This window comes from Salinibacterium sp. ZJ450, assembly GCF_011751885.2.
GTDB lineage: Bacteria > Actinomycetota > Actinomycetes > Actinomycetales > Microbacteriaceae > Ruicaihuangia.
In genome coordinates, this window is record NZ_CP061771.1 from 430,408 (window position 1) to 456,217 (window position 25,810).

A 25,810-nucleotide genomic window follows, 5' to 3' on the forward strand; every position below is an offset into this window, starting at 1 on the left:
GTGCCCCGAACGGGGCAGAATTTCGGGGGTTGAAGGATGACGATGGCTCCAGCAGGCGCTCAGGCGAGGCCGGTGCGGGTCGCTGTTGTCGACGACCACGAATCGGTGCGCCTCGGGCTCAAGGCGGCATTCATTGATGAGGGCTTCGACTTCGTCGTCGCGGCCCCCACGGTGAAAGATCTGGTCGAGTCCCTGGCCGGACGCGAATGCGACGTGGTGGTGCTCGACCTGTCCCTCGGCGACGGGTCCACCGTCACCGAGAACGTGAAGCGGGTGCAGGCCCTCGGCGCTGCCGTGCTGGTGCACTCCATCGCCGACCGGGTCGCCAGCGTGCGCGAGGCGCTCGCCGCCGGCGCCGCCGGCGTGATCCCCAAGTCGTCCGCCACCTCCACGGTGCTGGCCGCCGCCGCCACCGTGGCCCGCGGCGAGGTGCTGAACAACCTCGAGTGGGCCAGCGCGATCGACGCCGACCGTGACTTCGCCAAGGCGCAACTGGGCCGGCGTGAACGCGAGATCCTGCACCTGTATGCATCGGGGCTGCCGCTCAAGCTCGCGGCCGAGCAGCTCGGCATCGGCTATTCGACCGCCAGGGAGTACCTCGACCGCATCCGCGTGAAGTATGTCGAGGTGGGACGTCCCGCACCGACGAAGGTCGACCTGCTGCGCCGAGCGGTGGAAGACGGCATCCTGCCCGGGCTTGACCCGGATGCCGGTGATGAGCGCTAACCAGCTCCCCGCGTTCGCGGACAAGCAGCCGCGCAACCCGATCAGCCGCCGGCAGGTCGAATCCATCATCTCGCGCAGTGTCGCGGCGTTCGGCATCGTGTTCGGCGCGCAGACCCTGCCGGCGATTCTCGACCAGATCGACCAGGCCAACCCGGTGTGGGCCGCCGCCGCCCTCACCGCGATCGGCGGAAGCCTGCTGATCGCGGTGATCGCCTCGATCCTGCAACGCTGGGTGCGTCCCGCGCACGGTCTGGTGGCGATCGTCTACCTGATGGCGCTGATCAGCTGGCCGTTCGCGGTGACTAACCCGCAGCTGGTCAGCGGCGCCAACCACTGGCTCTACTACCTGCTCACCGTCGCGACCGCGACCGCGGCGATCAGCTTCTCGACCCGCCTCGCCACCGCGTACCTCTTTGTCGTGCCGACGCTGTACGCGCTGATCCGGCTCACCGAGCCCGGCGGTGCGGTGCCCGTCTCGCAGGCCGTGCTCGACGCCGTGTACGCCATCATTCTCGGCGGCGCCGTGATGATCATCGTCACCATGCTGCGGCAGGCCTCGTCCGCGGTCGATGCGGCGCAGGCCACCGCCCTCAGTCGCTATGGCAACGCGGTGCGCCAGCACGCCACGGATGTCGAGCGGGTGCAGGTCGACGCCATCGTGCACGACAGCGTGCTCACCACGCTGCTCTCCGCGGGTCGCGCGCACAGTCCGGAGGCGCAGCGGCTGTCGGCCGAGATGGCCCGCCGGGCGATCGGCCACCTCAGCGACGCGGCCACCGGCGCGCCCGCCGACGGCTCCACGGTGCGCGCCAGCGTGGTGGCCAAGCGCATCGCCGACGCGGTCGGTCCGCTGCCCGGGCATGTCGCCGTGTCGGTGCGAGACCTCGGCACCGCACTGGTGCCGGTTGCCGCGGCCGAGGCCTTGTATTCCGCCGCAGTGCAGGCCGCGGTGAACTCCAGTCAGCACGCGGGCACTGCGGTGCGGCGCTGGGTGAACGTGCAGGGCGTCGAGAACGGACTGCACATCGTGGTCGGCGACGACGGCGTCGGCTTCGACCTGCACTCGGTGCCGAACGAACGGCTCGGCGTGCGCGTCTCCATCATCGAACGGTTGGCCAACGTGGGCGGACGAGCGGATGTCGCGACCGCCCCCGGCGCCGGAACGGTGGTCAGTATCCGCTGGCCCTGCCCCGAGGCCGTTTCGGTCGCCCGCACCAGCGAGGCCACCCCCGGCGTCACCGGCCGGGTCGCCGTCGACGAGGAGGCCCAGTCGTGAACATCGGGATACCCCGCGCGTTGATCGTAGGCATGGGGGCACTGTTCTCGGCCTACCACCTGGTGCTGGCCGCATACTCGCTGCTCGGCAACTACGCGGAGTCCGTGGCGCCCATCGTGCTGGCCATGGTGGCATACGCGATCGCCACGGTGGCCAGCCTGGTTCCGCTCGGATCCCGGCGGATGCCGCTGTGGCTGGCGATCGTCAACGTGGTTGTCGTCATCGCCCTGCCGCTGCTGGTCACCAGCCAGCTCGACCCGGACCGCGAAGGCGGCAACGGCTACGCCACCTGGTACATCGCCGCGGTGGGCACGCTGATGACGATCACCTCCACCCGGCGCCGGCACCTCTGGGCCTGGATCGGCGTCAGCTTCCTCGTGGTGCAGACGGTCATCTGGTCGGGGTTCGGCGCCCTCGCTGGCCTCGGGGTGATCGGCAGCGTCGTCTGGGTGGCGGTGTCGCACATCCTGAGCGTCGCGATCTGGAAGGCCACCCTCGATGCGCGTCGGTTCGCGTCGGCCGAGCGGGAGGCCGCCGAGTGGCACGCCGCGCAGGAGGCGCACCTGTACGAGCGGCAGTTCCGGCTGGAGCAGACGAGCATGATGGCGCTGCCCATGCTCGAGCAGATCGTGCGTCGCGGCGGAGCGTTGACCCCCGCGGAGCGCCAGGAGTGCCTGCACCTGGAAGGCGCCATCCGCGACGAGATCCGAGGGCGCAAGCTGCTGAACGATTCGGTTCGTGAGCAGGTGATGGCGGCGCGCCGGCGCGGTGCCACCGTCACCCTGCTCGACGAAGGCGGGATCGACGATCTGTCCGAATCGGAACTCGACGTGGTGCTCGACCAGCTGGCCGACGCCCTGCGTGACACGACCGCGGAGCGGGTGATCGCCCGCACCGTGCCAGAGGGGTCGGATGTCGCGGTGACCGTGGTGGGCCTGAGCGGTGGCGGGGGAGCCTCCGTCGCGAGCGCTCTCGGCCAGGAACCCGACGAGGACGACGAAGTCGCCCTCTGGCTAGAGATTCCGCGCACCCCCGCGCCGTAGCGCGTTAACGATGGAAGGGCCGCACATCCCGTGCGGCCCTTCGCTAACCCCGAGTCAAGGCAACAACCCGAATATCACCTTGACTCGCCCCCAAGTCATTAGCCCGCTTACCCTAGTCGGCTAATGATCTGGTCAGTGAGTCCTCCGAAGAGGAACACCTAGCACTATCAATAATGGCGGCCGCCTCGCAGGAGCGAAAGTCGTCATTTAGGGGGACACTAGGGGGACAATTTCTGCGTGTCCTGCCCAGAGTTTGGCTCCAGCATGCGGCCCCACGGCGGCAGTCTACCCCTAATCGGGGTACGCCGGGGTGTTGACAGTCCTGTCTACCTCAGGCGCCGAATGAGCGCCACGTGTCGGCACCGTGGGGAAGCGGCGACCTGACTGACCGCTGGGAGCGTTCCCACCGCGACGGGCCGGTTTCCGTGATCCGTTTCGAGTCGTCCGAGAGTTCCTGCACGGCGGCGCCCAGCACCGCGTGCACTGCGGCGAGTTCCGCGGCGGTCGGCGTGCCGGCCTGCACGCGGATGTCGAGGCCTGTGTTCGCGTCGGTCACAGCGGGATGTTCCCGTGCTTCTTCGGCGGCAGCTGCGCCCGCTTGCCCTTCAGCGCGCGCAGGCCCTTGATGATGGCCACGCGGGTCGCGGCCGGTTCGATCACACCGTCGAGCTCGCCGCGTTCGGCGGCGAGGAAGGGGCTGGCCACGTTGTAGGTGTACTCGTTCGCGAGCTTGGTGCGCACCGCGGCAACATCCTCGCCGTTCTGCTCGGCATCGCGGATCTCGGTGCGGTAGAGGATGTTGACGGCACCCTGGCCGCCCATTACCGCGATCTCCGCGGTCGGCCAGGCGAAGTTGAGGTCGGCACCGAGCTGCTTCGAACCCATCACGATGTACGCGCCGCCGTATGCCTTGCGGGTGATTACGGTCACCAGCGGCACGGTGGCCTCGGCGTAGGCGTACAACAGCTTGGCACCGCGGCGGATGACCCCGGTCCATTCCTGGTCGGTGCCCGGCAGGTAGCCCGGCACGTCGACGAGGGTGATGATCGGGATCGAGAAGGCGTCGCAGAACCGCACGAAGCGCGCCGCCTTCTCGCCGGCGTCGATGTTCAGCGTGCCGGCCATCGCGTTCGGCTGGTTCGCGATGATGCCCACCGAGCGTCCTTCAACCCGGGCGAAGCCGATCACGATGTTCGGGGCGAACAGCGGCTGCACCTCGAGGAAGGATCCCTCGTCGGTGACATGGTCGATGATCATGGTGACGTCGTACGGCTGGTTCGGCGAGTCGGGGATCACCGTGTTCAGCTTGCGGTCGGAGTCGGTGACCTCGAGTTCCGCGTCGCTCTCATACACCGGCAGCTCGGCCAGGTTGTTGTCCGGCAGGTAGCCGAGCAGGGTGCGCGCGTAGTCGAGCGCGTCGTCCTCGTCGCTGGCGAGGTAGTGCGAGACCCCGGAGATCTTGTTGTGGGTGAGTGCTCCGCCGAGCTCCTCCATACCGACATCCTCACCGGTGACGGTCTTGATCACGTCGGGGCCGGTGACGAACATCTGGCTGGTCTTGTCGACCATGATCACGAAGTCGGTGAGGGCGGGGGAGTACACCGCGCCGCCGGCGGCGGGACCGCAGATGATCGAGATCTGAGGGATGACGCCGGAGGCCTGGGTGTTGCGTCGGAAGATCTCGCCGTACTTGCCCAGCGCGACGACGCCCTCCTGGATGCGGGCTCCGCCGGAATCGAGGATGCCGATGATCGGCACCCCGGTCTTCAGCGCCAGGTCCATGACCTTGATGATCTTCTCGCCGGCGACCTCGCCGAGCGATCCGCCGAAGATGGTGAAGTCCTGCGAGTAGACCGCCACCTGCCGGCCGTGGATGGTGCCGGTTCCGGTGACGACCGCGTCGCCGTATGGACGCTTCTTCTCCATGCCGAAGGCGTGGGTGCGGTGCCGCACGAACTCGTCCAGTTCCACGAAGGAGCCGTGGTCAAGCAGCGCTTCGATGCGCTCGCGGGCGGTTTTCTTGCCCTTGGCGTGCTGCTTCGCGATGGCGGCTTCCCCGCTCGCGGTCACGGCCTCGTGGTAGCGCTCCTTGAGGTCGGCGAGCTTGCCAGCGGTCGTGTAGAGGTCGGGAGCCGGGGTACTGTCTGCTGCGGTCACGCGCTTCACTCTACCTACCACGGGAAGGGCAATGCCGTTGTGGCAACGCCACAAGATCGGCCGGAAGCGTTGTCGCGCCCCGCGACTGTGCTGAACACGATGTGCACGAAAACGTTGCCTGCCGTTCACCATGACGCCACCGAGCTGGACTCTTGGGTTTTCTAGGGTTGCCCATCATGCCCGAACGCGCTGTCAGCCTTGCCTGGGTGGAGTCTCCCCTGCAACTGCTGAACGCGGTCGAATTCGCGGCCGCAAGCGGCGAGCCGGTGCACGTCGTGCCGCGCGACTCCGGCCCGCAGATGCACTCCACGGCCGAGGAACTGCGCCGTCGGGGGCTGCCGGCCGGTGTGGCCATAGGTGACCCGGTGGCCGGCATCCCGTGGGACCTGCTCCGACGGCACCGCACCTGGGTGCTCGGCGATGCCCTGTCCGGGCAGGCGCGCCTCGCGCTCGCCCGGCTCTGGCCCGCCGGGGTGGTGCTGCTGGATGACGGCACGATGACGTTGCACCTGGCGACCGCGGTCGCGGGATCGCTGCCGTTGCAGCGCCCGTCGAAACCAGAAGCACTTCGGATGCGGGTGCTCGGCCGCGTGGCCAAGTCCGCGCTCCGCCGCGCACGCCCCACCCTGTTCAGCTATTACGGGTCGTCGAGGCCCGAACTGCGTGCGTTCCGACGCTCCGGCGAGGTGCGCACCAACCTGTTCGACTGGTCGCGCTCCACCGCGCCCGGCGTTCGGGTGCCGACCGGCCGCATCCTGCTCGGAACGGCGCGGGTGGTCGACGGGCTGATGTCCGCCGATGACCACAGCCGCTGGGTGGCCGATCAGGCGCAGGACGGGCCGGTGATTTATCTGCCGCACCGTCGCGAGCGGCCGGAGGACCTTCGCCGCGTCTCCGCGATCGGCGGCGTGGCCGTGCAGCTCACCGGCATCCCGGTGGAACTGGCGCTCGCCGGCACCAGCGAGCCGCTGGACGTGGTGAGCCTGCCATCCAGCGCCGTGGACACCCTGCAGCGTGTGCTCGAGGGAACCGGCAGCACCGTGCGGCTGGTGGATGTGCCGGGTCTCGACAGGCTCGACCAGCGGGAGCAGCGGGATCGCCGCGCCGTAGGAGTAGTCCGATGACCGTGATCGCCGTGATCCCGGCGCGCGGCGGATCCAAGGGTGTTCCGCGCAAGAACGTGCGCGAGGTCGGCGGCCGCCCGCTGATCGCCCGCGCCGTGGATGCTGCGCTCGCCGCGGACCAGATCGACGCCGTCTACGTCTCAACCGACGACGCCGAGATCGCCGCGGTATCCGCGCTCGCCGGAGCGCGCGTAATCGACCGCCCGGCCGAGCTCGCTCGCGACGAATCGAGCTCCGAAGACGCCCTCCTGCACGCATTGCAGTCGCTCGCCGCCGATGGCGTGAGCCCCGACATCCTCGTCTTCATCCAGGCCACGTCGCCGTTCATCGACCCGGCCGCGCTGGATGCCGCGGTCGGCCGGGTGCGCGCCGGCGCCGCGGATGTCGTGTTCTCGGCGGTGCCCACCCATGCCTTCCTCTGGCGGAACACCCCAGACGGCGCCGCCGCGGTCAACCACGATGCCGCCGTGCGGCCGCGTCGACAAGACCGCGAACCGCACTACCAGGAGACCGGCGCGTTCTACGTGATGCGCGCCGCCGGATTCGCCGAGGCACGCTTCCGATTCTTCGGGCGGATCGGCATCGCGATCACCGCAGACGGTGACGCACTCGAAATCGACACGGCCGAGCAGTTCGCGCTCGCCGAGACCCTTGCAGAAAGATGGAACAGATGAAGGTCCGCATCGGAGACAACACCATTGCCGCAGGCGAGCCGGTCTACGTGATCGGCGAGATCGGCCTCAACCACAACGGTGACGTCGAGAACGCCAAGCGCCTGATCGATGTAGCCGCGGATGCCGGCGCCCAGGCGGTCAAGTTCCAGAAACGCACCCCCGACATCTCCACGCCAGAGCACATGAAGCTCACCCCGCGCGAGACGCCGTGGGGCACCATGAGCTACCTGCAGTACCGCTACCGGGTCGAGTTCGAGCGCGAGCAGTACATCGAGATCGGTGACTACGCCACCATGCGCGGCCTCGACTGGTTCGCGTCGCCGTGGGACGAGCCGTCCGTCGACTTCCTCGAGGACCTCGGCGTTGTCGCATACAAGATCGCGTCCGCGTCGATCACCGACACCGGCCTGCTTGCCCGGATCGCCGCCACCGGCAAGCCGGTGATCCTGTCGACCGGCATGTCCACGTTCGAGCAGGTGGAGACCGCTGTCGACCTGCTCGGCACCCACGGACTGGTGGTGCTGCACGCCACCTCCACCTACCCGCTGCCGCCGGAAGAGGCGAACCTGCGCATGATCCCGACGCTGCAGCAGCGCTACCCTGGTGTGCCGATCGGCTACTCCGGTCACGAGACCGGCCTGCAGATCTCGCTGGCCGCCGTCGCGCTCGGTGCCACCGTCGTGGAACGCCACATCACCCTCGACCGGGCGATGTGGGGCTCCGACCACGCCGCGTCGCTTGAGCCGCACGGTTTCGAGAACTTGGTCCGCGACATCCGCGTCATCGAACGCGCCATGGGCGACGGCGTCAAGCGCGTGTTCCCGGGAGAGCTTGCCCCGCAGGCGAAGCTGCGTCGCGTTCTGGCGTGAGGGCGGTCGCGGTAGTCGATACCGACTCGTATGCGAAATGGGGGGCGTCGCTGCTGGCGGCGATGCCCTCCGGCTGGCAGAAGCGGCTGCTCGTGCTCGAAACGCCGCTGGCGCCGAGCGCCGAACAGCTGAGAACGGCGCTGACCGGAACCGGCATCGACACGGCGGATGTCGCGACGGTGCCGTTCCACCAGCTGCGGCGCGAGCTGGCGGGCTGGCAGCCTGATGTGGTGGTCGCGTCGGCGTTGGGCTCGGTGGCTGAGATCGTGCTGTCTGCGGCGCACGACCTGCCTAGCCCCCGCCCGCTGCTGATCAGTGGGCTGCCGGGGATCGGCATTCCGGTGCGCAAGCGGGCGGTGGTGCATCGGGCGCAGGCCGACCTGTTCCTGGTGCACAGTCGGCGGGAACGCCGCGAGTTCAGTGAGCTGGCCGAAATCCAGCGCATTCCGATGCGGTTCGGACTGCTGACGCTGCCGTTCCTGGCGCCCGCGGTGTCGGCAGCGGATGCGACGGACGTGGTGTTCGCCGCGCAGGCCCTGGTGCCCGCCGAGCGGCGGGATCGACAGCGGGTGCTCGACACCCTTATCAGTCTGGCCCGGCGGTACCCGGAGCGACGGGTCGTGGTGAAGCTGCGTGCCAGAGCGGGGGAACAGCAGACGCACGTGGAGCGCGACGCCTACGACCAACTGCTCACCGCGCACCGCACCCCGCCGGCGAACCTGGTGCTTGACCATGGGCCGATGGTGCGCGCGCTGGACACGGCGGGGGCGCTGGTGACGGTGAGCTCGACGGCGGCCCTCGAGGCGTTGGCTCGTGGCCTTCCGGTGCTCGCGATTGACGACTTCGGGGTCGGACCCGAGCAGATCAATGAGATCTTCGTCGCCAGCAATCTGCTCGGTTCGCTTGACGACCTGGCCTGCGGCCGGTTCCACTCGGTGGACCCGAAATGGCTAGGCGACAACTACTTCCACGGCGCAGAGCACGACGACTGGCTCGACCAGCTCGACCTGTTGGCGACGAAACGGGATGCCGGCAGCCTCGGTGCCCGCCCGGGGCGGCCGATCCTGGGTGGAGCGCTCGGCTCGGCCTGGCGGCGCAAACGGGCGCTCGGCCGCTTCGACCGCAGCCTGGGCGGCCACGTCGCCCTGGCGGTCGGCACGGTGGCGTTGCCGGTGTACCGCGGTCTGAAACGCGTTAAAGCGGCGCGCGAGCGGCCCGTCGGGAGGCTAGCCACGCCTGCAGCTGAAGCGCCTGCGCAGTCCCCACCACGTCACCCGGAGCATCGCCTCGAGCACGATTGACGAGCTCATCTTTGACTCGCCGGCCTGCCGCTCCCGGAAGGCGATCGGCGTCTCCGTCACGCGCTCTCCGGCGTCCAGAACGCGCAGCGCCATGTCCACCTGGAAGCAGTATCCGCGCGAGTTCACGTTGCCGAGCGGCAACGCGGCGGGCAGCGGCCCCCGGTAGGCGCGGAAGCCGGCGGTTGCGTCGTGCACCGGAATACCCAGCGCGAGCCGCGCATAGGCGTTGCCGGCGCGGCTGAGCAGCTCCCGACGCTTCGACCAGTCCTCGACCCGCCCGCCCGGAACCCAACGCGAACCGATCGCGAGGCCGGCTCCGTTGTGCACTGCCGGGAGCATCGGGGACAGCGCATCGGGTGGATGCGAGCCATCGGCATCCATCTCGACCAGCACGTCGTATCTCCGATCGAGGCCCCAGCGGAATCCGGCCAAATATGCCGCGCCCAACCCGTGCTTGCCGCCACGGTGCAGCACATGCACACGGGCATCGGATGCCGCGAGCGAATCGGCGATCAGCCCGGTGCCGTCCGGGCTGTTGTCGTCGACAACGAGCACGTCCACGGTCAGCTGCGCCGCGAACAACCGGCCCAGCACGCGCACGAGATTGTCCTTCTCGTTGTACGTCGGGGTGATCACGAGCACGCGCGGCGCAGCAGGGCCACGCGGGGATTCGGTCACCCGGCCATTCTGCCAAACCCGCGCCGGTCGGACCCGCAGCCCGGGTTCGTCGCCGTGCGGCCGCGTTCGCGCGCGATCTTCGTCCCAACTCGTCCTACCCTTGACCCATGCATGTGCCGCGCAGCCTCGAGGCTTACCCCGACCTCACCGTTTTCGAGTCGACCGGGTCGACGAACGATGAACTGCGGGCAGCGCCGGATGCTGCGGACTTCAGCATCGCGGTCACCGACAACCAGACCGCCGGACGCGGACGCCTCGGCCGCGTTTGGGTGGCCCCGCCCGGGCAGACCCTCGCCGTGTCCGTGCTGCTGCGGCCCGGACTCAGCCCGGAGCATCTCGGCTGGCTGCCGCTGATCGCCGGGCTCGCCATGGCGCGCACCGTGCAGCAGCTGCTGCCGGACGCGCGGGTCGGCCTGAAGTGGCCGAACGACGTGCAGATCGACGGCCTCAAGGTCAGCGGCATCCTCGCCGAGCTCAATGGGTCATCGGATGCCGTGATCGTCGGCGCCGGGCTGAACCTGGCCATTCCCGCCGATCAGCTGCCCACGCCGGTGGCCACCTCGGTCGGGCTACACACCCACGGAAGCGGCAGCGCGGACCCCGACACCGCCCTGGCCGGTTACCTGAGCGAATTGCAGCGGCTGTACCGCGCGTTCACCGCTGCCGGCGGAGATGCTGAGGCCAGCGGCATCCGCAGCGCCCTGATCGAGGCGTGCACCACGCTCGGTCTGCAGGTGCGGGTCCAGCTCCCAGGTGACGAGGTGCTGATCGGCGTCGCCACCGGCATCGACGAGTCCGGCAGGCTGCTGGTTCAAGAACAGGATGGTCACGTTCAGGCTGTCGCCGCCGGCGACGTCACGCATCTGAGGTATGAATGAGGAATGTCCTCTGAGCAGTACTCCGCGCCGTCGGCGCCGGCTCCCGAGGTCGTCGTAGCTCGGCTGCGACCGCACGCCAGGGCCATGTTCTGGCCCTCGATCGTGCTGATCGCGACGGTCGGTGCCACCACGTACTTCACCGGAAAGTTCGCGGAGGACTGGCAGAACATCGCGGTGCTCGTCGCGGGAGTGCTGGTCGCGGTGACGCTGTGGATGCTGCCACTGCTCGCCTGGCTGGGGCGCAACTACACCATCACCACACGCCGAATCGTGCTGCGCAGCGGATTCTTCGTGCGTGAACGGCAGGAGCTGCTGCATAGCCGGGGCTATGACGTGACTGTTCGCAAGAACGGCCTGCAGGTGCTCTTCGGCAGCGGCAACGTGCGCATCAACACCGGACTGGAGAATCCGGTGGTGTTGAAGGACGTGCCGTCCGCCGATCTGGTGCAGGCGGCGCTGCATGACCTGATGGAACGCAGCCAGAACCCGATCGCGGCCCGGCGCCAGCAGGAACGGTCGCGCCCGCATGACCAGACCGCGGTGTGGGGTTCCTCGTAACCGCCGCTGGCAGAAATCGCCGACGTGTGATGGGGCACAACCGCTTACCTGAGACGGGTAGGGTGCAAAGGTGAAAATCTCTGTGATCGGATGCGGATACCTCGGCGCAGTTCATGCGGCCAGCATGGCCAAACTGGGTCACGACGTCGTCGGAGTAGACGTGGATGCCGACAAGGTGGCAAGCCTGTCGGCCGGGCAGGCGCCCTTCTTCGAGCCCGACCTGCCTGAGCTGCTGCTCGAAGCCGGTGACAGCCTGCGTTTCACCACCAAGATGGCCGACCTGAACACGGCAACGGTGCATTTCGTCGCCGTGGGCACGCCGCAGCAGCAGGGCAGCAATGCCGCCGATCTGCGCTTCGTCGATGCCGCCATCGAGTCCCTGCTCGAGCATCTGAAGCCCGGCGACCTGGTGGTGGGCAAGTCCACCGTGCCGGTCGGCACGGCTGCCCGGCTCGCCGAGCGGGTGGAGACCACCGGCGCCCGGCTCGCCTGGAACCCCGAGTTCCTGCGCGAGGGCTTTGCGATCAAAGACACGCTAACGCCCGACCGTCTCGTTTACGGGGTGCGCCCCGGCGGAGACAGCGATGCCGTCGCCACCCTCGACGAGATCTATGCCACCGCGATCGCCGCGAACACCCCGCGCATCGTCACCGACTACGCCACCGCAGAACTCGTCAAGGTGTCGGCCAACGCGTTCCTCGCCACCAAGATCTCGTTCATCAATGCGATGTCCGAGATCGCCGAGGTGACCGGCGCCGACGTCACCCAGCTCGCCGACGCGATCGGGCTCGACGACCGCATCGGTCGCAAGTTCCTGAACGCGGGCCTCGGTTTCGGCGGTGGATGCCTGCCGAAGGACATCCGTGGCTTCATGGCCCGTGCCGAGGAACTCGGCGTCGACCAGGCGCTCAGCTTCCTCAGCGAGGTCGACGCGATCAACCTGCGCCGGCGCAGCCGCATGGTCGACCTCACCCGCGAGGTGGTCGGGGGAGACCTTGAGGGCAAGCGCATCGCCGTGCTCGGCCTTGCCTTCAAGCCAGACTCCGACGATGTGCGTGACTCGCCGGCGCTGGATGTCGCCACTCGCCTGGTCGCGGAGGGCGCCATCGTCACCGCGACCGACCCGCAGGCGATCGAGACCGCCCGTCGCCGCAACCCGGAATTGACCTACGTCGCCACCGCCGCGGAGGCGGCACGGGATGCGGACGCCGTGGTGCTGCTGACGGAATGGCGCGACTACAAGACGCTCGACCCGGCAGAGCTCGCAGAGTCGGTGAACGTGCGCGCGATCGTCGACGGTCGCAACTGCCTGAATCCCGTCGCTTGGCGGGAAGCCGGCTGGCTCTACCGCGCACTCGGCCGACCGCAGCACGCGCCGGTCGCGGTCAGCTAACTCACGCGGATCTCTGACTGCCTATCGGATAAGGAAAGATAGGTACGTACCGCAGTCAAATTACCGGGAGTGTCATGACCCTGAAAGTCGGCGTAATCGGGGGCGGGCAGCTCGCCCGCATGATGATCCCCGCAGCCATCAACCTCGGCCTCGACATCCGTGTGCTCGCCGAGGCCGACGGAATGTCGGCCGGACTCGGCGCAACCGCAGTCGGCGATTACCGCGACGAGGCAACCGTGCTCGCGTTCGCCGAGGGGCTCGACGCGATCACCTTCGACCATGAACACGTGCCGCAGGCGATCCTGCACGCCCTGGTCGACCGCGGCTACCAAGTGCACCCCGGCCCGGATGCTCTGCGCTACGCGCAGGACAAGCTCGACATGCGCGCGAAGCTCAGCGAACTCGGCCTGCCCGTTCCCGTGTGGGCGCGCGTGGAGACCGAGGCCGAGCTTGAGCAGTTCCTCGCCGACAACGGTGGGGCAGCCGTGGTGAAAACCGCCCGCGGCGGCTACGACGGCAAGGGAGTTCGGGTAGTGCGGTCGGCCGACGAGGCGGAGGACTGGTTCCGCACCCTGGCCGAGGACGGACGCGGGGGAGCGCTGCTGGTCGAGGAGCTCGTCGACTTCCGCCGAGAGCTGGCCCAGCTCGTCGCCCGGCGCCCGAACGGCGAGATCGCCACTTGGCCGGTGGTCGAGACAGTGCAGCAGGATGGCGTCTGCGCCGAGGTGATCGCCCCGGCCGAGACCTCCATCGCCACCCCGCTGGCCGAAAACATCGGCCAGCGCATCGCCGAGGGCCTGGGCGTCACCGGCGTGCTCGCCGTGGAACTGTTCGAAACCACCGACGGCCGACTGCTGGTGAACGAACTGGCCATGCGCCCGCACAACAGCGGGCACTTCTCGATCGAGGGCTCCGTCACCAGCCAGTTCGAGCAGCACCTGCGCGCGGTGCTCGACCTGCCGCTCGGTTCCACCGCAGCCACCGCGCCGGCAAGCGTGATGATCAACATCCTCGGCGGACCGGCCGAGGGCACCCTCAGCGACCGCTACCCGGCCGCGATGGCGGCCCAGCCGAGCGCGAAGATCCACAACTACGGCAAGGACCCGCGACCGGGCCGCAAGGTCGGTCACATCACCGTCACCGGCGACGAGATTGACGAGGTGGCGTATCGTGCGCGTGCCGCCGCGTCTCACTTTCAGTGAGCGGCCTTACTATGGGCGACGTGCCTCAACCACTCGTCGCCATCGTCATGGGCTCCGACTCTGACTGGCCAGTCATGAAGGATGCCGCCGCCGCCCTCACCGAATTCGGCATCCCGCACGAGGTCGAGGTGGTTTCGGCGCACCGCACGCCGCAGAAGATGATCGCGTTCGGAACGGATGCCGCGGGCCGCGGCCTGCGTGCCATCATCGCCGGCGCCGGAGGGGCCGCGCACCTGCCCGGCATGCTCGCGTCGGTCACGACGCTTCCGGTGATCGGGGTTCCGGTGCCGCTGTCGAAGCTTGACGGCCTCGATTCGCTGCTCTCCATCGTGCAGATGCCGGCCGGAGTGCCGGTGGCCACCGTGTCGATCGGCGGAGCGCGCAACGCCGGCCTGCTCGCGGTGCGGATGCTAGCGACATCCGACCCCGACCTGTCCCGCCGCCTGTCCGACTACGCCGAGAGCCTTAAGGACCTCGTCGAAGAGAAGAACGCCGCACTCAAGAACAGCCTGTGAGCACACCAGTCCGAAACCCCGACAGCACCTCGCCCGAGGTCATGACCAAACGGGCCTGGTGGCTCGTCGTGCTGAACGTGCTGATCCCCGGATCCGCTCAGGTACTCGCTGGCAACCGCAAGCTCGGCCGGTTCGGCCTCGGCGCCACCCTCGTGCTGTGGGCGGCGATCGTGGTGCTCGCCGTGCTCTGGTTCACCGCGCGTGAGTTCACGATCACCCTGATGACCAACTTCTGGATGCTGTGGATCGTGCAGTTCGGGCTGGCGTTCTACGCCGTGCTCTGGGTCATCCTGACCATCGACACGCTGCGGTTGGTGCGACTGATCCGCGCCAAACCGACCGCCAGACCCTTGGTCGCCGGGCTCACCGTCATCGCCCTGGTGGCCACGGCCGGCACCGCGGCGTACGGCGCGTACCTGACCGGAGTGGGTCGCGGCACCATCGAGTCGATCTTCGGCGGCGGCAACGTCGCCGAGCCCATCGACGGCCGCTACAACATCATGCTGCTCGGCGGTGACGCCGGTCCCGACCGCATGGGCCTTCGCCCGGACAGCATCACCGCGGTCAGCATCGACGCCGAAACCGGCGCTGCCACCATGATCGGCATCCCGCGCAACCTGTACCGGGTGCCGTTCAGCGCCGACTCTCCGCTGCTGCAGGAGTACCCGAATGGCTATGACTGCGGCGACGAATGCCTGATCAGCTATCTCTACACCTACGGTGAGGAGCATCCGGAGTTGTATCCGGATGCCGCCAGCCAGGGCAGCACGCCGGGCATCGAGGCCATGCGTGATGCGGTCGAAGGCGTAACCGGGCTCACCATGCAGTACTACGTGCTGATCGACATGCAGGGCTTCGCCGACCTGATCAACGCCCTGGGCGGTGTCACGGTCGAGGTGCCGGAACGTGTCGTACTCGGCATCAACGGCAGGGAGCCGGTCGGCGCGATAGAGGCGGGCACCCGAACGATGGATGGAGCAATGGCGCTCTGGTACGTGCGGACCCGCTATGACACCACGGACTTCGTCCGGATGGAACGCCAGCGGCAGATCCAGCAGGCCATCATGACCCAGTTCGAACCGACAAACGTACTGACGAAGTTCCAGGCGATCGCCGAGGCCGGCGCGCAAGTGGTGCGCACCGATGTTCCACAAGGGATGCTCGGTCGCTTCACCGACCTCGCAGGCAAGACGCAGGCGCAGCCGATCACTGACCTCGAACTCGTGCCGCCGCAGATCGACCACATCCACCCGGACTACGCACACATTCACCAGATGGTCGCAGACGCCACTAGTCCGGCGGAGCCCGCGAGCTGACTCCGTCACCAGGGTGGTGTTACGAAAACGTAGTATCGGCCGAGTATGTCTCATTAGTACAGTGCGGGTATGACACTCATCAAGCACTCGCGCTCGGCAATCGCTTTTGCGTTACTGGTGGGCGTGTTGTCCATAGCGGGCTGCGCGACGCCAGACCCGGCTGTCTCCGACCCGGGCTCTGCGAGCGAAGGGACGCCAACGCGGACGACCACCCCCACACCGACGCCGACGGAGGCTCCAGCCGCGACGGCCGCGAAGGTTGTCATCGGGGCAGAGCAGTTCACGGTGGTTACCGCCGACGGCACGGTGCTGCATGACGTGCCGTTCTCTGCACCGGCAACCGCCGCAATCGATGTGCTGAGCGAGGTCTTCGCAGAGATCCCAACCACGGTCGAGGACCCCGGCGAGCAGCACTGCGAGCAGGTCCGATCCATCGCTTCCTGGGAGGATGGTGCTTTCCGGCTGGAGCACGGACCCGACATGTGGATGTTGCCGCCCGGAATCACGTTCCTGGTTAACGCGACCGCTGAGTCCGTTGGTGGAGTGACGATCGAGTCCAGCACCGGCTACTCCGTCGGTGAACCGAGCACCGATCTGCGCGATCCGTACTTAGCCGGTGACCAGCGGGAGTGGTTCGGGTTTGAGGAAGGCGAAGAATCCGTCGAGGACAACCCGTGGGGAGTGTTCGGATACGCCGTGGATGGTGTGCTTCAAAGGGTCACGGGAGGCAGTTACATGTCCAACCCATGCTGACCCCATGAAGCGGCCGGTGGCCGTTAGGCGACCCGTGCAGCGAGGGTGGGAATGAGTTCTTTCAGGAACGTGACGGTGTCTTCCCAGCCGGTGACCGCATAGCAGGGAACTCCAAGCGCCTTCACCGGGTAGTCATTGCCGTTCTCGTCAAGGCGGTCCCCAACGAACAGCATCTCGTCGAGTGCGATGCCAGTCATGTCGGCGAGCTTGGTCATGCCGTACGCCTTGTCGATGCCCTTGCGCGTGATGTCGACCGATGTCGATCCGCCCGATCGCACCTCGAGGTCGGGCAGCAGCGCGGCAACGGCCTCGCGCAGGGTGTTCTTCTTCACACCGCTCGGGTCCCACGCGGTCTTTGCCGCGACCGGGGCGGCCTGGCCGAGCGCCGAGAAGGTGATCTGCGATCCGCGGTCCTCAAGAATCGGGCCCCAGGTCTCGATCTCCCAGTAGCCGAGCTCACGCGCCTTGCCCTCGACCGCGGCGAGAGCGCGGGCTTTCTCGTCCTCAGTGAGGTTCTGCGCATACAGCTGGTTCCAGTCGCCGTCCTCGAACCGGTAGTACTGGGTGCCGCAGGTGGGCATCAGGTGCAGCCGGCCGAGGGCATCATCGCTCGCGGCGCCGAGAGCGTCGATCACCTGGGCCTTGAACTGGCCGAACTGGCCACCGGAGATGACACACACTTCCGCGACATCCAGCAACTCGACCAGCAGCTCGGCCACCGCGGTCGGCAGCGGGGACTTCGACGGGGCCAGAGTGTCGTCCAGGTCGAACGCGACGAGGGTCGTGGAGGTTGTGGTCATGCGTTTAGATGTCTCTCAGCTGAAGCGTCTGTGTTTGGTAACGACCGGATCACGGCCAGCGTCAACTATCCCACGGGTACCGGGTACTGTGGAAATCATGGTTAGCGCAGTATCGACATGCACGTCTCACGGGATCGTCATGGTCTCCCATGAAACGCGCGACGGTGCCGGAGTTGCCACGTCGTGGTGCCCGCTCTGCCCTCAGGCGTGATCTGACTCGACGAGGCCGTCACAGGTCGGCGTGAAGCTGCCACACCTTCTCGGCGGAATCCCGCCAGCTGAAGGCCCGCGCACGGTCCTTGCCCAGCACGCTCAGCCGGGAACTCTTGCTAGTGTCGCCGATCACCGAGGCGATGGCGTGCGCCAGTCTCTCTGGGTAGCCCGACAGGTCGGCGAGCGGAACGCTTATTCCCGCGCCGCCTGCCGTTTCTACCAGTGCTGGCGAATCGGAATGGACAACGGGCGTGCCGAAGTGCATCGCCTCGAGCACGGGCAGGCCGAAGCCCTCGCTCATGCTCGGCAGCACGAACACCGTCGCCCGGTCAAGCGCGAGCGCCAGGTCGGTATCGCTGAGGTAGCCGAGTGTGCGAACTCGTCCCTCGGCGAGCCCTGCGTCGGCAGCAACCTGCGAGACATCCACGTCGCCCCAACCCCCAGGCCCGACGATCAGGAGTGGAATGTGGTCAAGAGCCGGGTCGGCCATCGCCTGAATCAGGGATTCGACCCCCTTGCGAGGCTCCAGCGTGCCGACGCTCAGGACGTACTCGTCGGGAAGATCGAGCTCGCTCGCGCGGCCTGCAGGGTCGGCTGGCAGCGTGAGCTGTGAGCTCACGGCGCCCCCGATCACTCGCACACGGTCGCCAAAGTCGATGAAGTCGGCGAGCTGGTCAGCCACCGCGTGTGAGGGTACGACCACCGCGTCTGCGTACTTCTGCGCGCGCTTGGCCATGGCCCGGTGCCAGGACACCCCGTGCCGGGTGAGGGTCTCCGGGTGAGTCCACGGCACGGCGTCGTGGATCGTTACCGCGATCTGATGCCCGGGTTCGTACAGCCGGTTGTGCCGGTACATCGGCGCAAGCAGGCTGGTGGCGTGCACCATGCCCTTGCCCGGCAACCGGGTGAGCCCCGCCTGCCACGACAGCGAGAGCTCCCGCCGGGCGAGGGCGCTCTTGAACAGGCCCGATAGACCCGGGAGTTTCTCCGCGATCTCGGCGTAGGCCGTTTCGGGTGATGCCGACACCACTCCCTCAACGGACCATCCGGCGGGCGCCGTTCTGATGAGCTCGCGGGTGAGTTCCTCGGTGTACCGACCGATGCCACCGGGTACGGGAGCAACCATCTGATCGATGATGACACGCAGCGTGTTGGCCGAGGTCATCCGAAGGCTCCGGTCGCTGCCGCCTCCTCGAGGGCGTCCCGCCAGGGCCGCATCGGCGCAAGCCCAGCGCGAGCCCAGCCGTTGTGGCCGAGCACGGAATACGCCGGACGCGGGGCGGGGCGCACGAAGGCGGCGCTGTCTGTCGGACCTACACGTTCCGGATCAAGCCCGGCCGTTTCGAACACAGCTCGCGCAAAGTCGAACCAGCTGGCCTGGCCGCTGTTTGTGCCGTGGTAGATCCCCGCCGGGGCAGCGGAATCGACCAGCCGCAGGATCTGTCCTGCTAAGTCCATCGACCACGTCGGCTGTCCGACCTGGTCAGTGACAACGCTGACGCTCGCGTGGGTCTCGGCGAGTCGCAGCATGGTTCTGGCGAAGTTGGGGCCGTGGGCACCGTAAAGCCACGCCGTGCGCACAATGTACGAGCCGTCGGGATGGGCCGCCCGCGTGCGGCGCTCGCCCTCTGCCTTGGTTCGTCCGTACGCGCTCACGGGGCGAAGATTCGTATCTTCGTCATACGGTTCGTTCGCTGTTCCGTCGAACACGTAATCGGTCGAGATCTGCACGAGGCGTGCCCCACTGAGGGCGGCCGCCACCGCGAGATTTTCGGCTCCCAGAGCGTTCGTGGCGAGCGCGGCTTCCTCATTGGTCTCGGCGTCGTCGACATTGGTGTACGCCGCGGCATTGATAACCACGTCGTGTCCAGCGACCGCGTCGATCACCGAATCCCGGTCGGTGATGTCGAGGTCGGCGCGGCTGAACGCGGTGACGTCACGACCGGCGAATACGGCTTGGAGGTCACGGCCGAGCATGCCGTTCGCCCCGGTGATGATGATTCTCGTCACTGCCCTTGGTCCTTGTACCGGGCCTCGGTTTCGTCCTTCTGTGGCGCCCACCAAGCCTCATTGTCCCGGTACCACGCAATGGTGTCGGCGAGGCCAGCTTCGAAGTCCGAGAATTTTGGTTCCCATCCGAGCTCGGTGCGGAGCTTGGTGGAGTCGATGGCGTAACGCAGGTCGTGACCCGGCCGGTCGACGACGTGATCATAGGCATCGGCCGCCTGCCCGAGCTGGGTCAGGATCAGCTCGACGACCTCCTTGTTGTTCTTCTCGCCATCGGCGCCGATCAGGTACGTGTCGCCGATCGCGCCCCGCTCAAGGATTGTGAGTACCGCAGACGAATGGTCGTTCGCATGAATCCAGTCACGGACGTTCTCGCCCTTGCCATAGAGCTTGGGTCGCTCGCCGCGCAATACATTCGTGATTTGGCGCGGAATGAACTTTTCGACGTGCTGATATGCGCCGTAGTTGTTCGAGCAGTTGGAAATCGTTGCCCGCACCCCGAACGAGCGCACCCAGGCCCGCACGAGCAGGTCGCTGCCGGCCTTTGTGGACGAGTACGGGCTCGACGGATTGTATGGAGTGTCCTCAGTGAACCGAGCGGGGTCGTCGAGCTCAAGGTCGCCGTACACTTCATCGGTCGAGATGTGGTGAAAACGGATGTCGTGCTTGCGGGCCGCTTCGAGCAGGGTGTAGGTGCCGACGATGTTCGTGTCGAGGAACGGGCGAGCGTCGGCGAGTGAGTTGTCGTTGTGGCTCTCGGCCGCATAGTGCACGACGGCATCGTGTGACCCGAATAGGTCGTCCACCAGCTCCGCGTCGCCGATGTCTCCTTTGACGAAGCTGAAACGAGCAGCAGGCAACCCATCGAGCGACGCGAGGTTGCCCGCGTAGGTCAACTTGTCGAGCACGGTAACGGTGTGGTCGCTGTTCGCGATCAGGTAGTGCACGAAGTTAGAGCCGATGAACCCGGCCCCGCCGGTGACAAGAATCTTCATGAACTTCTTTCCATCGAGAGTGACCCATCGATCCTACCGAGGCGAGCATTGGTAGGCTCGCTGAGTGCAGATCCGCGAACTCTCCATTCCCGACGCTTACGTCATTACACCTCAGCAGTTCGGCGATGATCGCGGCACATTCCTTGAGTGGTACCGCTTCGACAAGCTTGGTGACACGGTCGGCCGGCCGCTGGACCTCCGCCAAGCCAACACGTCTGTCTCGAAGCGCGGTGTGGTGCGGGGCATCCACTTCGTCGATGTGCCACCAGGTCAAGCCAAATACGTGACTGTCGCCCACGGTGCTGTGCTCGACTTTGTCGTCGATATCCGGGTCGGTTCGCCGACGTTCGGCCAGTGGGATTCGGTGCTCCTTGACCATCAGGACCGACGCGCGGTTTACCTGTCTGAGGGTCTCGGGCATGCGTTCGTCGCGCTCACCGATGACGCGACGGTCACCTACCTGGTGAGCGACGTGTACAACCCCGGCACCGAACATGCGATCAATCCGCTCGACCCCGAAGTCGGCTTGGTCTTTCCCGCGGATGCCGGCGAATTGTTGCTGTCCGAGAAGGACACCCAAGCCCCGGGGCTCTCAGAATCGGTCGCCGCTGGGCTGCTACCCACCTGGGAGGCGACTCGCGACTATTACGACTCGATGAGCAAGGTGGAGGGCTGAGCCGATGCGCGGAATCGTTTTGGCTGGAGGATCCGGCAGCCGGCTGTGGCCGATCACTCAAGGCATCTCGAAGCAGCTGATGCCGATTTACGACAAGCCGATGATCTACTACCCGCTGTCGACGCTGATGATGGCGGGCATCAACGAGATCCTGATTATTACGACGCCCGAGTACAACGAGCAGTTCAAAGCGCTGCTCGGCGACGGAAGCCGCCTCGGCATCCGTCTCGAATACGCCGTGCAACCCTCACCAGACGGACTGGCCCAGGCGTTCATCATCGGCGAGGAGTTCATCGGCGACGAGAGCGTCGCACTCGTGCTCGGCGACAACATCTTCCACGGCAGCGGCTTGGGGACGTCCCTGCGCAGCGTGCAGAACATCGAAGGCGCTCTCATCTTCGCCTATGCGGTAAGCGACCCGACGGCATACGGCGTCGTCGAGTTCGATAGCGATTTCACTGCGGTGTCGATCGAAGAAAAGCCCGCGGCGCCGAAGAGCAACTTCGCCGTTCCCGGGTTGTATTTCTACGACAACTCGGTCGTAGAGATCGCGAAGTCGATCACGCCCAGCGCGCGGGGTGAACTGGAGATCAGCACCGTCAACGAGCGGTATCTCGACGCTGGTGCGCTGAGTGTCCAGGTGCTCGATCGGGGAACGGCTTGGCTCGACACCGGAACATTCGAATCGATGATGCAGGCGTCTGAGTACGTGCGCGTGATCGAAGCCCGGCAGGGATACAAGATCGGTTGCATCGAAGAGGTCGCATTCAGGGCGGGCTGGATCGATGACGACCAGTTGCGCGCCCTCGCAACCCCGCTGGTCAAGAGCGGGTATGGGGAGTACCTCCTGCGCCTGGCAGACGGGCTCTGACGGGTCTCACTTGAGGCGACGCGGCTCGTTGCGCTTGCGGAACACGACGAACTTGTACATCGTGAAGTTCCACACCAGCCCGACGAGCACGGCCGAGAACTTGGCGATGTTCAACGCCAACACTTGATCGCCCTCCGCCGTTGGTAGGAAGAGCAGCGAGTTGCCGAAGCTGGTGTCGAAAAGCAGCTCAAAGAGGAAAATTATCGTGTTCTGCAAGACGAGCGAGCTAAAGCCTGTGACCAGAAAGAACTCGAGAAACTTGCCAATGCTGATCCGGTAAGGGTAACGGAACACGAAGAAGTGGTTGAGCGCGTACGAGATGACGATGCCCAAACTCACGGAGACGGTGTTCGCAACCAGCGGTGCAACCCCAAATGCTAGGGTCAACACGTTCAAAAGTAGGAAGTCCAGGGCGGTGTTGAACGAGCCCGCTAACAAGAATCGGACTTGCTGGTTCTGCAGAATGCGTTTCACGTCTCGAGGTTTCTCCTACAATGCGACTTGCGATCGTTGTCCCCACCTATAACGAAGCGAACAACGTTTCGGCGCTCACTCAGCAAATCTCCGAGGTCGTGACGGGCATACCGGATGTCGACACTACCCTGATCTACTTGGACGATTCCTCGCCAGACGGGACGGCCGATCTCATTCAGAGGATCGCCCCGAGCCACGAACTGCCGAACTTCCACGTCAAGGTGATGGTGAAACCGGCCAAAGAGGGTCTCGGGGCCGCATACATCTTCGGCTTCACCCAGCTGCTCCAAGAGGACTTCGACTATTTCTTGCAGATGGACGCTGATCTCTCCCACAACCCGAAGTACCTGACGGGCTTCATTCACCAGGGCACGTTGGGCACTGACCTCGTGGTCGCGTCCCGCTATATCCCCGGCGGCGGCACTCCGGACTGGTCGTTGAAGCGACGCGTCCTCAGCCGAGGGGGCAACTTTTATGCGCGGAACGTACTGAGTCGTCGCATCACGGACTACACCGGCGGATTCAACATGTATTCAGCGAAGCTGCTTCGTCGGATCAAGCCCCACACCATTACCGCGACCGGTTACGGTTTCATCCTTGTGCTGAAGTATCGGGCACTACTCGGATGCACATCGATGACGGAGCTGCCCATCGTCTTTTTTGACAGAACGCACGGACAGTCGAAGATTCCCAAGAACACCTTGCTTCGTAATTTCGTGTTGGTTCCGAGGATCCGGATGCTCCGTGGCCGCTGATATGGCCGTGAGACGCTCGTCGCGTGGCTGGCCGATGGCCATTTTCGCCGAGGTTGCGCCGATCGTTGTCGTCGTCTTCGCCAGTATTGTCGTGCTCAATAGGTTCGTATCCACCACCTGGCATGCGCTGGTCTTCTATAACGCGGACTCGTTGGTGCTGCCGCTGGTTGAAGAGAGCCTGCAGCGGGGAGAGCCGCAGGACTGGGTCTTCTCGTCTCAGAACTTCTTGTTCCCCGAGAGTTTGTTCTACTTCGTCAGCACTCTGTTCACCGACTCAGTCGAGCTCGCACTCGCGATCAACGTGACGCTCAACCTGGTCGTTCTGTACGTGCTGCTCCGCATCAACGCACGGTTGCTCGCACATCGGTCCCGTCACCGGTTCGTCGAGGTCAGTGTGGCGATGCTCAGCACGCTGCTGTTCGTCACCTTCGTCCTGCTGGAGCCGCAACCGACGATCAATCGTGGTGCTATCGCGACGCTCTATCTGATGTCGACGTACTACTACGGTGTGATCGTGGTCGGCCTCGCCATGGTGGCGCTCACGCTGTGGGCAACCAAGACGTTCAGTCTGACGCAGACCGAGCGGAAACGTGCCGCGGTTTACGGCGTGGCAGTGTTCGTCCTGGGCGGTCTGACGACGTTTTCCAATCCGCTCTACATACTGCAGGTCGTGGCACCCCTCCTCATGGCGATCACGCTTCTTGTGCTCTGGAACCGCCTCAGCTGGCGGGGGTTCTGGTTGATCGCCGCGATTCACGTGGCAAGCGTCGGTGCTGGTTTGGCAGGCCGCACAGCATTCCCCCAGCTGTTTGCTAGTGACGTGTCCAGTTATTTGGCACTGAACAATATTCCGCTTAGCCTGGCAAGCCTGCGGGACACCGTAGTCGAACTGCTCGGCAGCGCGGCTGGGGCGTTCAAGTTTGTACTCATCGTTGGACTCTTGGTCGTCGTCTTCGCCGTGTTCGTCTTCGCCGCCTACGCTCAGAGCCGGCCGCGCCTGGCAAAGAGGATCACGACAGCAGAGGTGTTCGTGGTCGCGTTCGTTGCGGCATCCGTCGTGTCGCTGTTCGCCGGGTATGTGGCGACAGGGTCGACGACCACCCGGTATCTCGAACCAGTGTTCATCTTCCCACTACTGCTCTGCGTGTTGATCGGTGTGTATGTGTTGCGCCGCATGATCGGCAGCGTCTGGGATGCCAGCCTTCGACGCGGCCTCAATCGCCTGGGCCTGGCTCTCGGCGGCGTCTGCGCGGCAGGAATCGTCGTGCTCGGGGCGTTGAGTCTCCCGCCCGTCGCCAGCTTCGTACGCGGCGATTCCTACGTGTATCCCGATTGCCTTGACGTCTTCCTCGACGGATCCAATGCCAACGGGGTCGCCAGCTTCTGGGCCGCGAGACCGCTCGAGGTCTATGGCGACCACGAGGGCACGATACTGCAGGTGAACGACGACCTGACCGCGTTCGAATGGATGATCAACCGTGCCTCGTACGACAAGAGCTTCTCGTACGTGCTGATCGACGGATCGCCGTTTGTGCCGGTACAAGCGCTGGATCGGCTTGGTGAACCCGCAGAGGTCGTCGACTGCGGCGCCTATCAGATCTACGACTTTGAGCAGACGCCGGGTGAGCAGATACTGACCGACATTGTGCGGGGCAGCATCGACGCCGGCGAGCGCGGTTGACCGCGGCCTGCCCGGAAGGGCAGCTCAGCGAAAGGTGCGCCGGAACATTTCTTTGACAAGACGCAGCGGCGCCGTCAGCTTCCACGAGAAGGTCTGACGCGTTGCCATCAACTCACTCGTGAGGTGCCTGGCGCGGGCTTGAGCAGTCTCAGCCCGGGCAGTCGTGCGTTCAAGCTGATGAGACGTCTCAGCGAGCGCATTGCGCAGAGAGAGAACCTCAGACCTGACGTAGCCATCGAGCACGCACGCAGGATACGACAGCAGGCCTTTCAACTCCGCCGCGTGCTCGCTGGCGACGTAGAACCGGGATAGGCCGTCGAAGAGACAGAATTCGTAGCCGGCCGCGAGCACTCCTGGCTCCCAGGCCGAGTGCGACTGCACGGTGGAGTCAGGTTCTGTCGCCTCGATGACGAGAATCCATGGCCTATGCCGCTGCAAATCGATGGTGTTGAGCACATCGCCCTCAGCGCCTTCGGTGTCGACCAACAGAAAATGGATGTCGCCATCTGGACGATGCATATCGAGCAGCGTGTCGAGCCGCGCGGTCGGCACCGTCACATCAATGACGTCCCTGCCGGTGCTTGCGTGCTTCTCGCTGATCCTGTCGACAAGCGTCGACAGGCCGGTTCCCTTGATGATGTGGAAGGTCACGTGCTGCTCGGCCGACGCGGTCACCGCGGCCTCGATCACGACGTCCCGTTGCCGCTCCTCCCGGTAGATCCGCGCGTATTCCGGATTCGGCTCGATGGCGATGCCCGACCATCCGCGGTCGTAGAAGGTGCGAGACACGGAGTCGTCCGTCGGGTGGTTCGCGCCTACCTCCACGTAGAAGCCGTTCTCGATCGAGCCGAGGGCTCGGGACAGCACGACATCCT

Annotated in this window: 27 protein-coding genes; 18 read left to right on the forward strand and 9 right to left on the reverse strand. The window is 66.0% G+C overall.

The annotated features are described in order from the left end of the window. Positions 1 to 42 precede the first annotated feature (42 nt). From HCT51_RS02125 to HCT51_RS02135, 3 genes are read left to right on the forward strand one after another with little or no spacing between them, the layout of a single operon-like run. Complete coding sequence (locus tag HCT51_RS02125) at positions 43 to 726, forward strand: response regulator transcription factor (protein WP_166879483.1); 684 nt, start codon at positions 43 to 45, stop codon at positions 724 to 726. Beyond that, positions 716 to 2,002 carry a sensor histidine kinase gene (locus HCT51_RS02130; protein ID WP_191413716.1) on the forward strand — a complete coding sequence of 429 codons (1,287 nt, stop codon included), beginning with the start codon at positions 716 to 718 and terminating at the stop codon, positions 2,000 to 2,002. Before HCT51_RS02125 ends, HCT51_RS02130 begins: the two co-directional genes overlap by 11 nt. Next, entirely contained in the window at positions 1,999 to 3,045 is a 1,047-nt protein-coding gene (locus HCT51_RS02135) for a hypothetical protein (protein ID WP_224760617.1), read from the forward strand. Before HCT51_RS02130 ends, HCT51_RS02135 begins: the two co-directional genes overlap by 4 nt. Before the next feature lie 331 nt (positions 3,046 to 3,376). On the opposite strand, the gene HCT51_RS02140 is transcribed toward HCT51_RS02135, so the two are convergent. Together HCT51_RS02140 and HCT51_RS02145 are read right to left on the reverse strand one after the other, a co-directional pair. After that, positions 3,377 to 3,601 carry an acyl-CoA carboxylase subunit epsilon gene (locus HCT51_RS02140; protein WP_166879480.1) on the reverse strand — a complete coding sequence of 75 codons (225 nt, stop codon included), beginning with the start codon at positions 3,599 to 3,601 and terminating at the stop codon, positions 3,377 to 3,379. Then, positions 3,598 to 5,202 (reverse strand): acyl-CoA carboxylase subunit beta, encoded by a 1,605-nt coding sequence (locus HCT51_RS02145; protein ID WP_224760618.1) that lies wholly within the window; start codon positions 5,200 to 5,202, stop codon positions 3,598 to 3,600. The genes HCT51_RS02140 and HCT51_RS02145 overlap by 4 nt, the downstream gene beginning before the upstream one ends. 176 nt (positions 5,203 to 5,378) lie before the next feature. Here HCT51_RS02145 and HCT51_RS02150 point away from each other — a divergent pair, with 176 nt between their 5' ends. The 4 genes from HCT51_RS02150 to HCT51_RS02165 are packed head-to-tail and all read left to right on the forward strand — an operon-like array spanning position 5,379 to position 9,170. Beyond that, positions 5,379 to 6,326 (forward strand): hypothetical protein, encoded by a 948-nt coding sequence (locus HCT51_RS02150; protein WP_166879475.1) that lies wholly within the window; start codon positions 5,379 to 5,381, stop codon positions 6,324 to 6,326. After that, positions 6,323 to 7,000 carry an acylneuraminate cytidylyltransferase family protein gene (locus tag HCT51_RS02155; RefSeq protein ID WP_166879471.1) on the forward strand — a complete coding sequence of 226 codons (678 nt, stop codon included), beginning with the start codon at positions 6,323 to 6,325 and terminating at the stop codon, positions 6,998 to 7,000. Before HCT51_RS02150 ends, HCT51_RS02155 begins: the two co-directional genes overlap by 4 nt. Continuing rightward, positions 6,997 to 7,869 carry an N-acetylneuraminate synthase family protein gene (locus tag HCT51_RS02160; RefSeq protein WP_166879468.1) on the forward strand — a complete coding sequence of 291 codons (873 nt, stop codon included), beginning with the start codon at positions 6,997 to 6,999 and terminating at the stop codon, positions 7,867 to 7,869. The genes HCT51_RS02155 and HCT51_RS02160 overlap by 4 nt, the downstream gene beginning before the upstream one ends. Then, complete coding sequence (locus tag HCT51_RS02165) at positions 7,866 to 9,170, forward strand: DUF6716 putative glycosyltransferase (protein ID WP_166879464.1); 1,305 nt, start codon at positions 7,866 to 7,868, stop codon at positions 9,168 to 9,170. The genes HCT51_RS02160 and HCT51_RS02165 overlap by 4 nt, the downstream gene beginning before the upstream one ends. Here HCT51_RS02165 and HCT51_RS02170 read toward each other — a convergent pair. After that, positions 9,096 to 9,848, reverse strand: coding sequence for a polyprenol monophosphomannose synthase (locus HCT51_RS02170; RefSeq protein ID WP_224760619.1), 753 nt, complete (start codon positions 9,846 to 9,848; stop codon positions 9,096 to 9,098). The two genes, HCT51_RS02165 and HCT51_RS02170, sit on opposite strands and share 75 nt — an antisense overlap. Before the next feature lie 107 nt (positions 9,849 to 9,955). Here HCT51_RS02170 and HCT51_RS02175 point away from each other — a divergent pair, with 107 nt between their 5' ends. The 7 genes from HCT51_RS02175 (at position 9,956) to HCT51_RS02205 (ending at position 16,463) form a co-directional block, all read left to right on the forward strand. Next, positions 9,956 to 10,726, forward strand: coding sequence for a biotin--[acetyl-CoA-carboxylase] ligase (locus HCT51_RS02175; protein WP_166879459.1), 771 nt, complete (start codon positions 9,956 to 9,958; stop codon positions 10,724 to 10,726). A 3-nt stretch (positions 10,727 to 10,729) separates the two neighbouring features. Then, the gene (locus HCT51_RS02180; RefSeq protein WP_166879455.1) at positions 10,730 to 11,284 is read left to right on the forward strand and encodes a PH domain-containing protein; all 555 of its coding nucleotides are present in this window, start codon (positions 10,730 to 10,732) and stop codon (positions 11,282 to 11,284) included. A 70-nt stretch (positions 11,285 to 11,354) separates the two neighbouring features. Further along, positions 11,355 to 12,677 (forward strand): UDP-glucose dehydrogenase family protein, encoded by a 1,323-nt coding sequence (locus HCT51_RS02185; RefSeq protein ID WP_166879450.1) that lies wholly within the window; start codon positions 11,355 to 11,357, stop codon positions 12,675 to 12,677. A 74-nt stretch (positions 12,678 to 12,751) separates the two neighbouring features. Then, positions 12,752 to 13,879 (forward strand): 5-(carboxyamino)imidazole ribonucleotide synthase, encoded by a 1,128-nt coding sequence (locus tag HCT51_RS02190; RefSeq protein WP_166879446.1) that lies wholly within the window; start codon positions 12,752 to 12,754, stop codon positions 13,877 to 13,879. A gap of 11 nt (positions 13,880 to 13,890) precedes the next feature. After that, positions 13,891 to 14,394 carry a 5-(carboxyamino)imidazole ribonucleotide mutase gene (gene purE / locus HCT51_RS02195; protein WP_166879442.1) on the forward strand — a complete coding sequence of 168 codons (504 nt, stop codon included), beginning with the start codon at positions 13,891 to 13,893 and terminating at the stop codon, positions 14,392 to 14,394. Next, positions 14,391 to 15,710: an LCP family protein gene (locus HCT51_RS02200; RefSeq protein ID WP_347877941.1), complete on the forward strand. Its 1,320-nt coding sequence runs from the start codon at positions 14,391 to 14,393 to the stop codon at positions 15,708 to 15,710. Before purE ends, HCT51_RS02200 begins: the two co-directional genes overlap by 4 nt. A 69-nt stretch (positions 15,711 to 15,779) precedes the next feature. Beyond that, a complete protein-coding gene (locus tag HCT51_RS02205; RefSeq protein ID WP_166879439.1) occupies positions 15,780 to 16,463 on the forward strand; it encodes a hypothetical protein in 684 nt (227 codons plus the stop codon). Between the two features lie 23 nt (positions 16,464 to 16,486). Here HCT51_RS02205 and HCT51_RS02210 read toward each other — a convergent pair whose 3' ends face one another. From HCT51_RS02210 to rfbB, 4 genes are all read right to left on the reverse strand, one after another. Further along, positions 16,487 to 17,263 carry an HAD-IIB family hydrolase gene (locus HCT51_RS02210; protein WP_166879434.1) on the reverse strand — a complete coding sequence of 259 codons (777 nt, stop codon included), beginning with the start codon at positions 17,261 to 17,263 and terminating at the stop codon, positions 16,487 to 16,489. Between the two features lie 229 nt (positions 17,264 to 17,492). Further along, positions 17,493 to 18,641: a glycosyltransferase family 4 protein gene (locus HCT51_RS02215; RefSeq protein ID WP_166879431.1), complete on the reverse strand. Its 1,149-nt coding sequence runs from the start codon at positions 18,639 to 18,641 to the stop codon at positions 17,493 to 17,495. After that, positions 18,638 to 19,486 carry a dTDP-4-dehydrorhamnose reductase gene (rfbD, locus tag HCT51_RS02220; protein ID WP_166879427.1) on the reverse strand — a complete coding sequence of 283 codons (849 nt, stop codon included), beginning with the start codon at positions 19,484 to 19,486 and terminating at the stop codon, positions 18,638 to 18,640. Before rfbD ends, HCT51_RS02215 begins: the two co-directional genes overlap by 4 nt. Next, entirely contained in the window at positions 19,483 to 20,478 is a 996-nt protein-coding gene (gene rfbB / locus HCT51_RS02225) for a dTDP-glucose 4,6-dehydratase (protein WP_166879424.1), read from the reverse strand. The genes rfbD and rfbB overlap by 4 nt, the downstream gene beginning before the upstream one ends. A gap of 64 nt (positions 20,479 to 20,542) precedes the next feature. Here rfbB and HCT51_RS02230 point away from each other — a divergent pair, with 64 nt between their 5' ends. Together HCT51_RS02230 and rfbA are read left to right on the forward strand one after the other, a co-directional pair. Beyond that, positions 20,543 to 21,154, forward strand: coding sequence for a dTDP-4-dehydrorhamnose 3,5-epimerase family protein (locus HCT51_RS02230; RefSeq protein WP_166879421.1), 612 nt, complete (start codon positions 20,543 to 20,545; stop codon positions 21,152 to 21,154). 4 nt (positions 21,155 to 21,158) lie between these two features. Next, positions 21,159 to 22,025, forward strand: coding sequence for a glucose-1-phosphate thymidylyltransferase RfbA (rfbA, locus tag HCT51_RS02235; protein WP_166879418.1), 867 nt, complete (start codon positions 21,159 to 21,161; stop codon positions 22,023 to 22,025). A 6-nt stretch (positions 22,026 to 22,031) separates the two neighbouring features. Here rfbA and HCT51_RS02240 read toward each other — a convergent pair whose 3' ends face one another. Further along, a complete protein-coding gene (locus HCT51_RS02240) occupies positions 22,032 to 22,499 on the reverse strand; it encodes a GtrA family protein (protein ID WP_166879415.1) in 468 nt (155 codons plus the stop codon). Positions 22,500 to 22,519: 20 nt separating this feature from the next. On the opposite strand from HCT51_RS02240, the gene HCT51_RS02245 reads away from it, so the two are divergent. Together HCT51_RS02245 and HCT51_RS02250 are read left to right on the forward strand one after the other, a co-directional pair. Beyond that, positions 22,520 to 23,254, forward strand: coding sequence for a polyprenol monophosphomannose synthase (locus HCT51_RS02245; protein WP_166879412.1), 735 nt, complete (start codon positions 22,520 to 22,522; stop codon positions 23,252 to 23,254). A 34-nt stretch (positions 23,255 to 23,288) separates the two neighbouring features. Further along, complete coding sequence (locus HCT51_RS02250; RefSeq protein ID WP_166879408.1) at positions 23,289 to 24,935, forward strand: hypothetical protein; 1,647 nt, start codon at positions 23,289 to 23,291, stop codon at positions 24,933 to 24,935. 24 nt (positions 24,936 to 24,959) lie between these two features. On the opposite strand, the gene HCT51_RS02255 is transcribed toward HCT51_RS02250, so the two are convergent. After that, positions 24,960 to 25,802, reverse strand: a complete 843-nt coding sequence (locus tag HCT51_RS02255; protein WP_191413719.1) for an FkbM family methyltransferase — start codon at positions 25,800 to 25,802, stop codon at positions 24,960 to 24,962. Positions 25,803 to 25,810 lie beyond the last annotated feature (8 nt).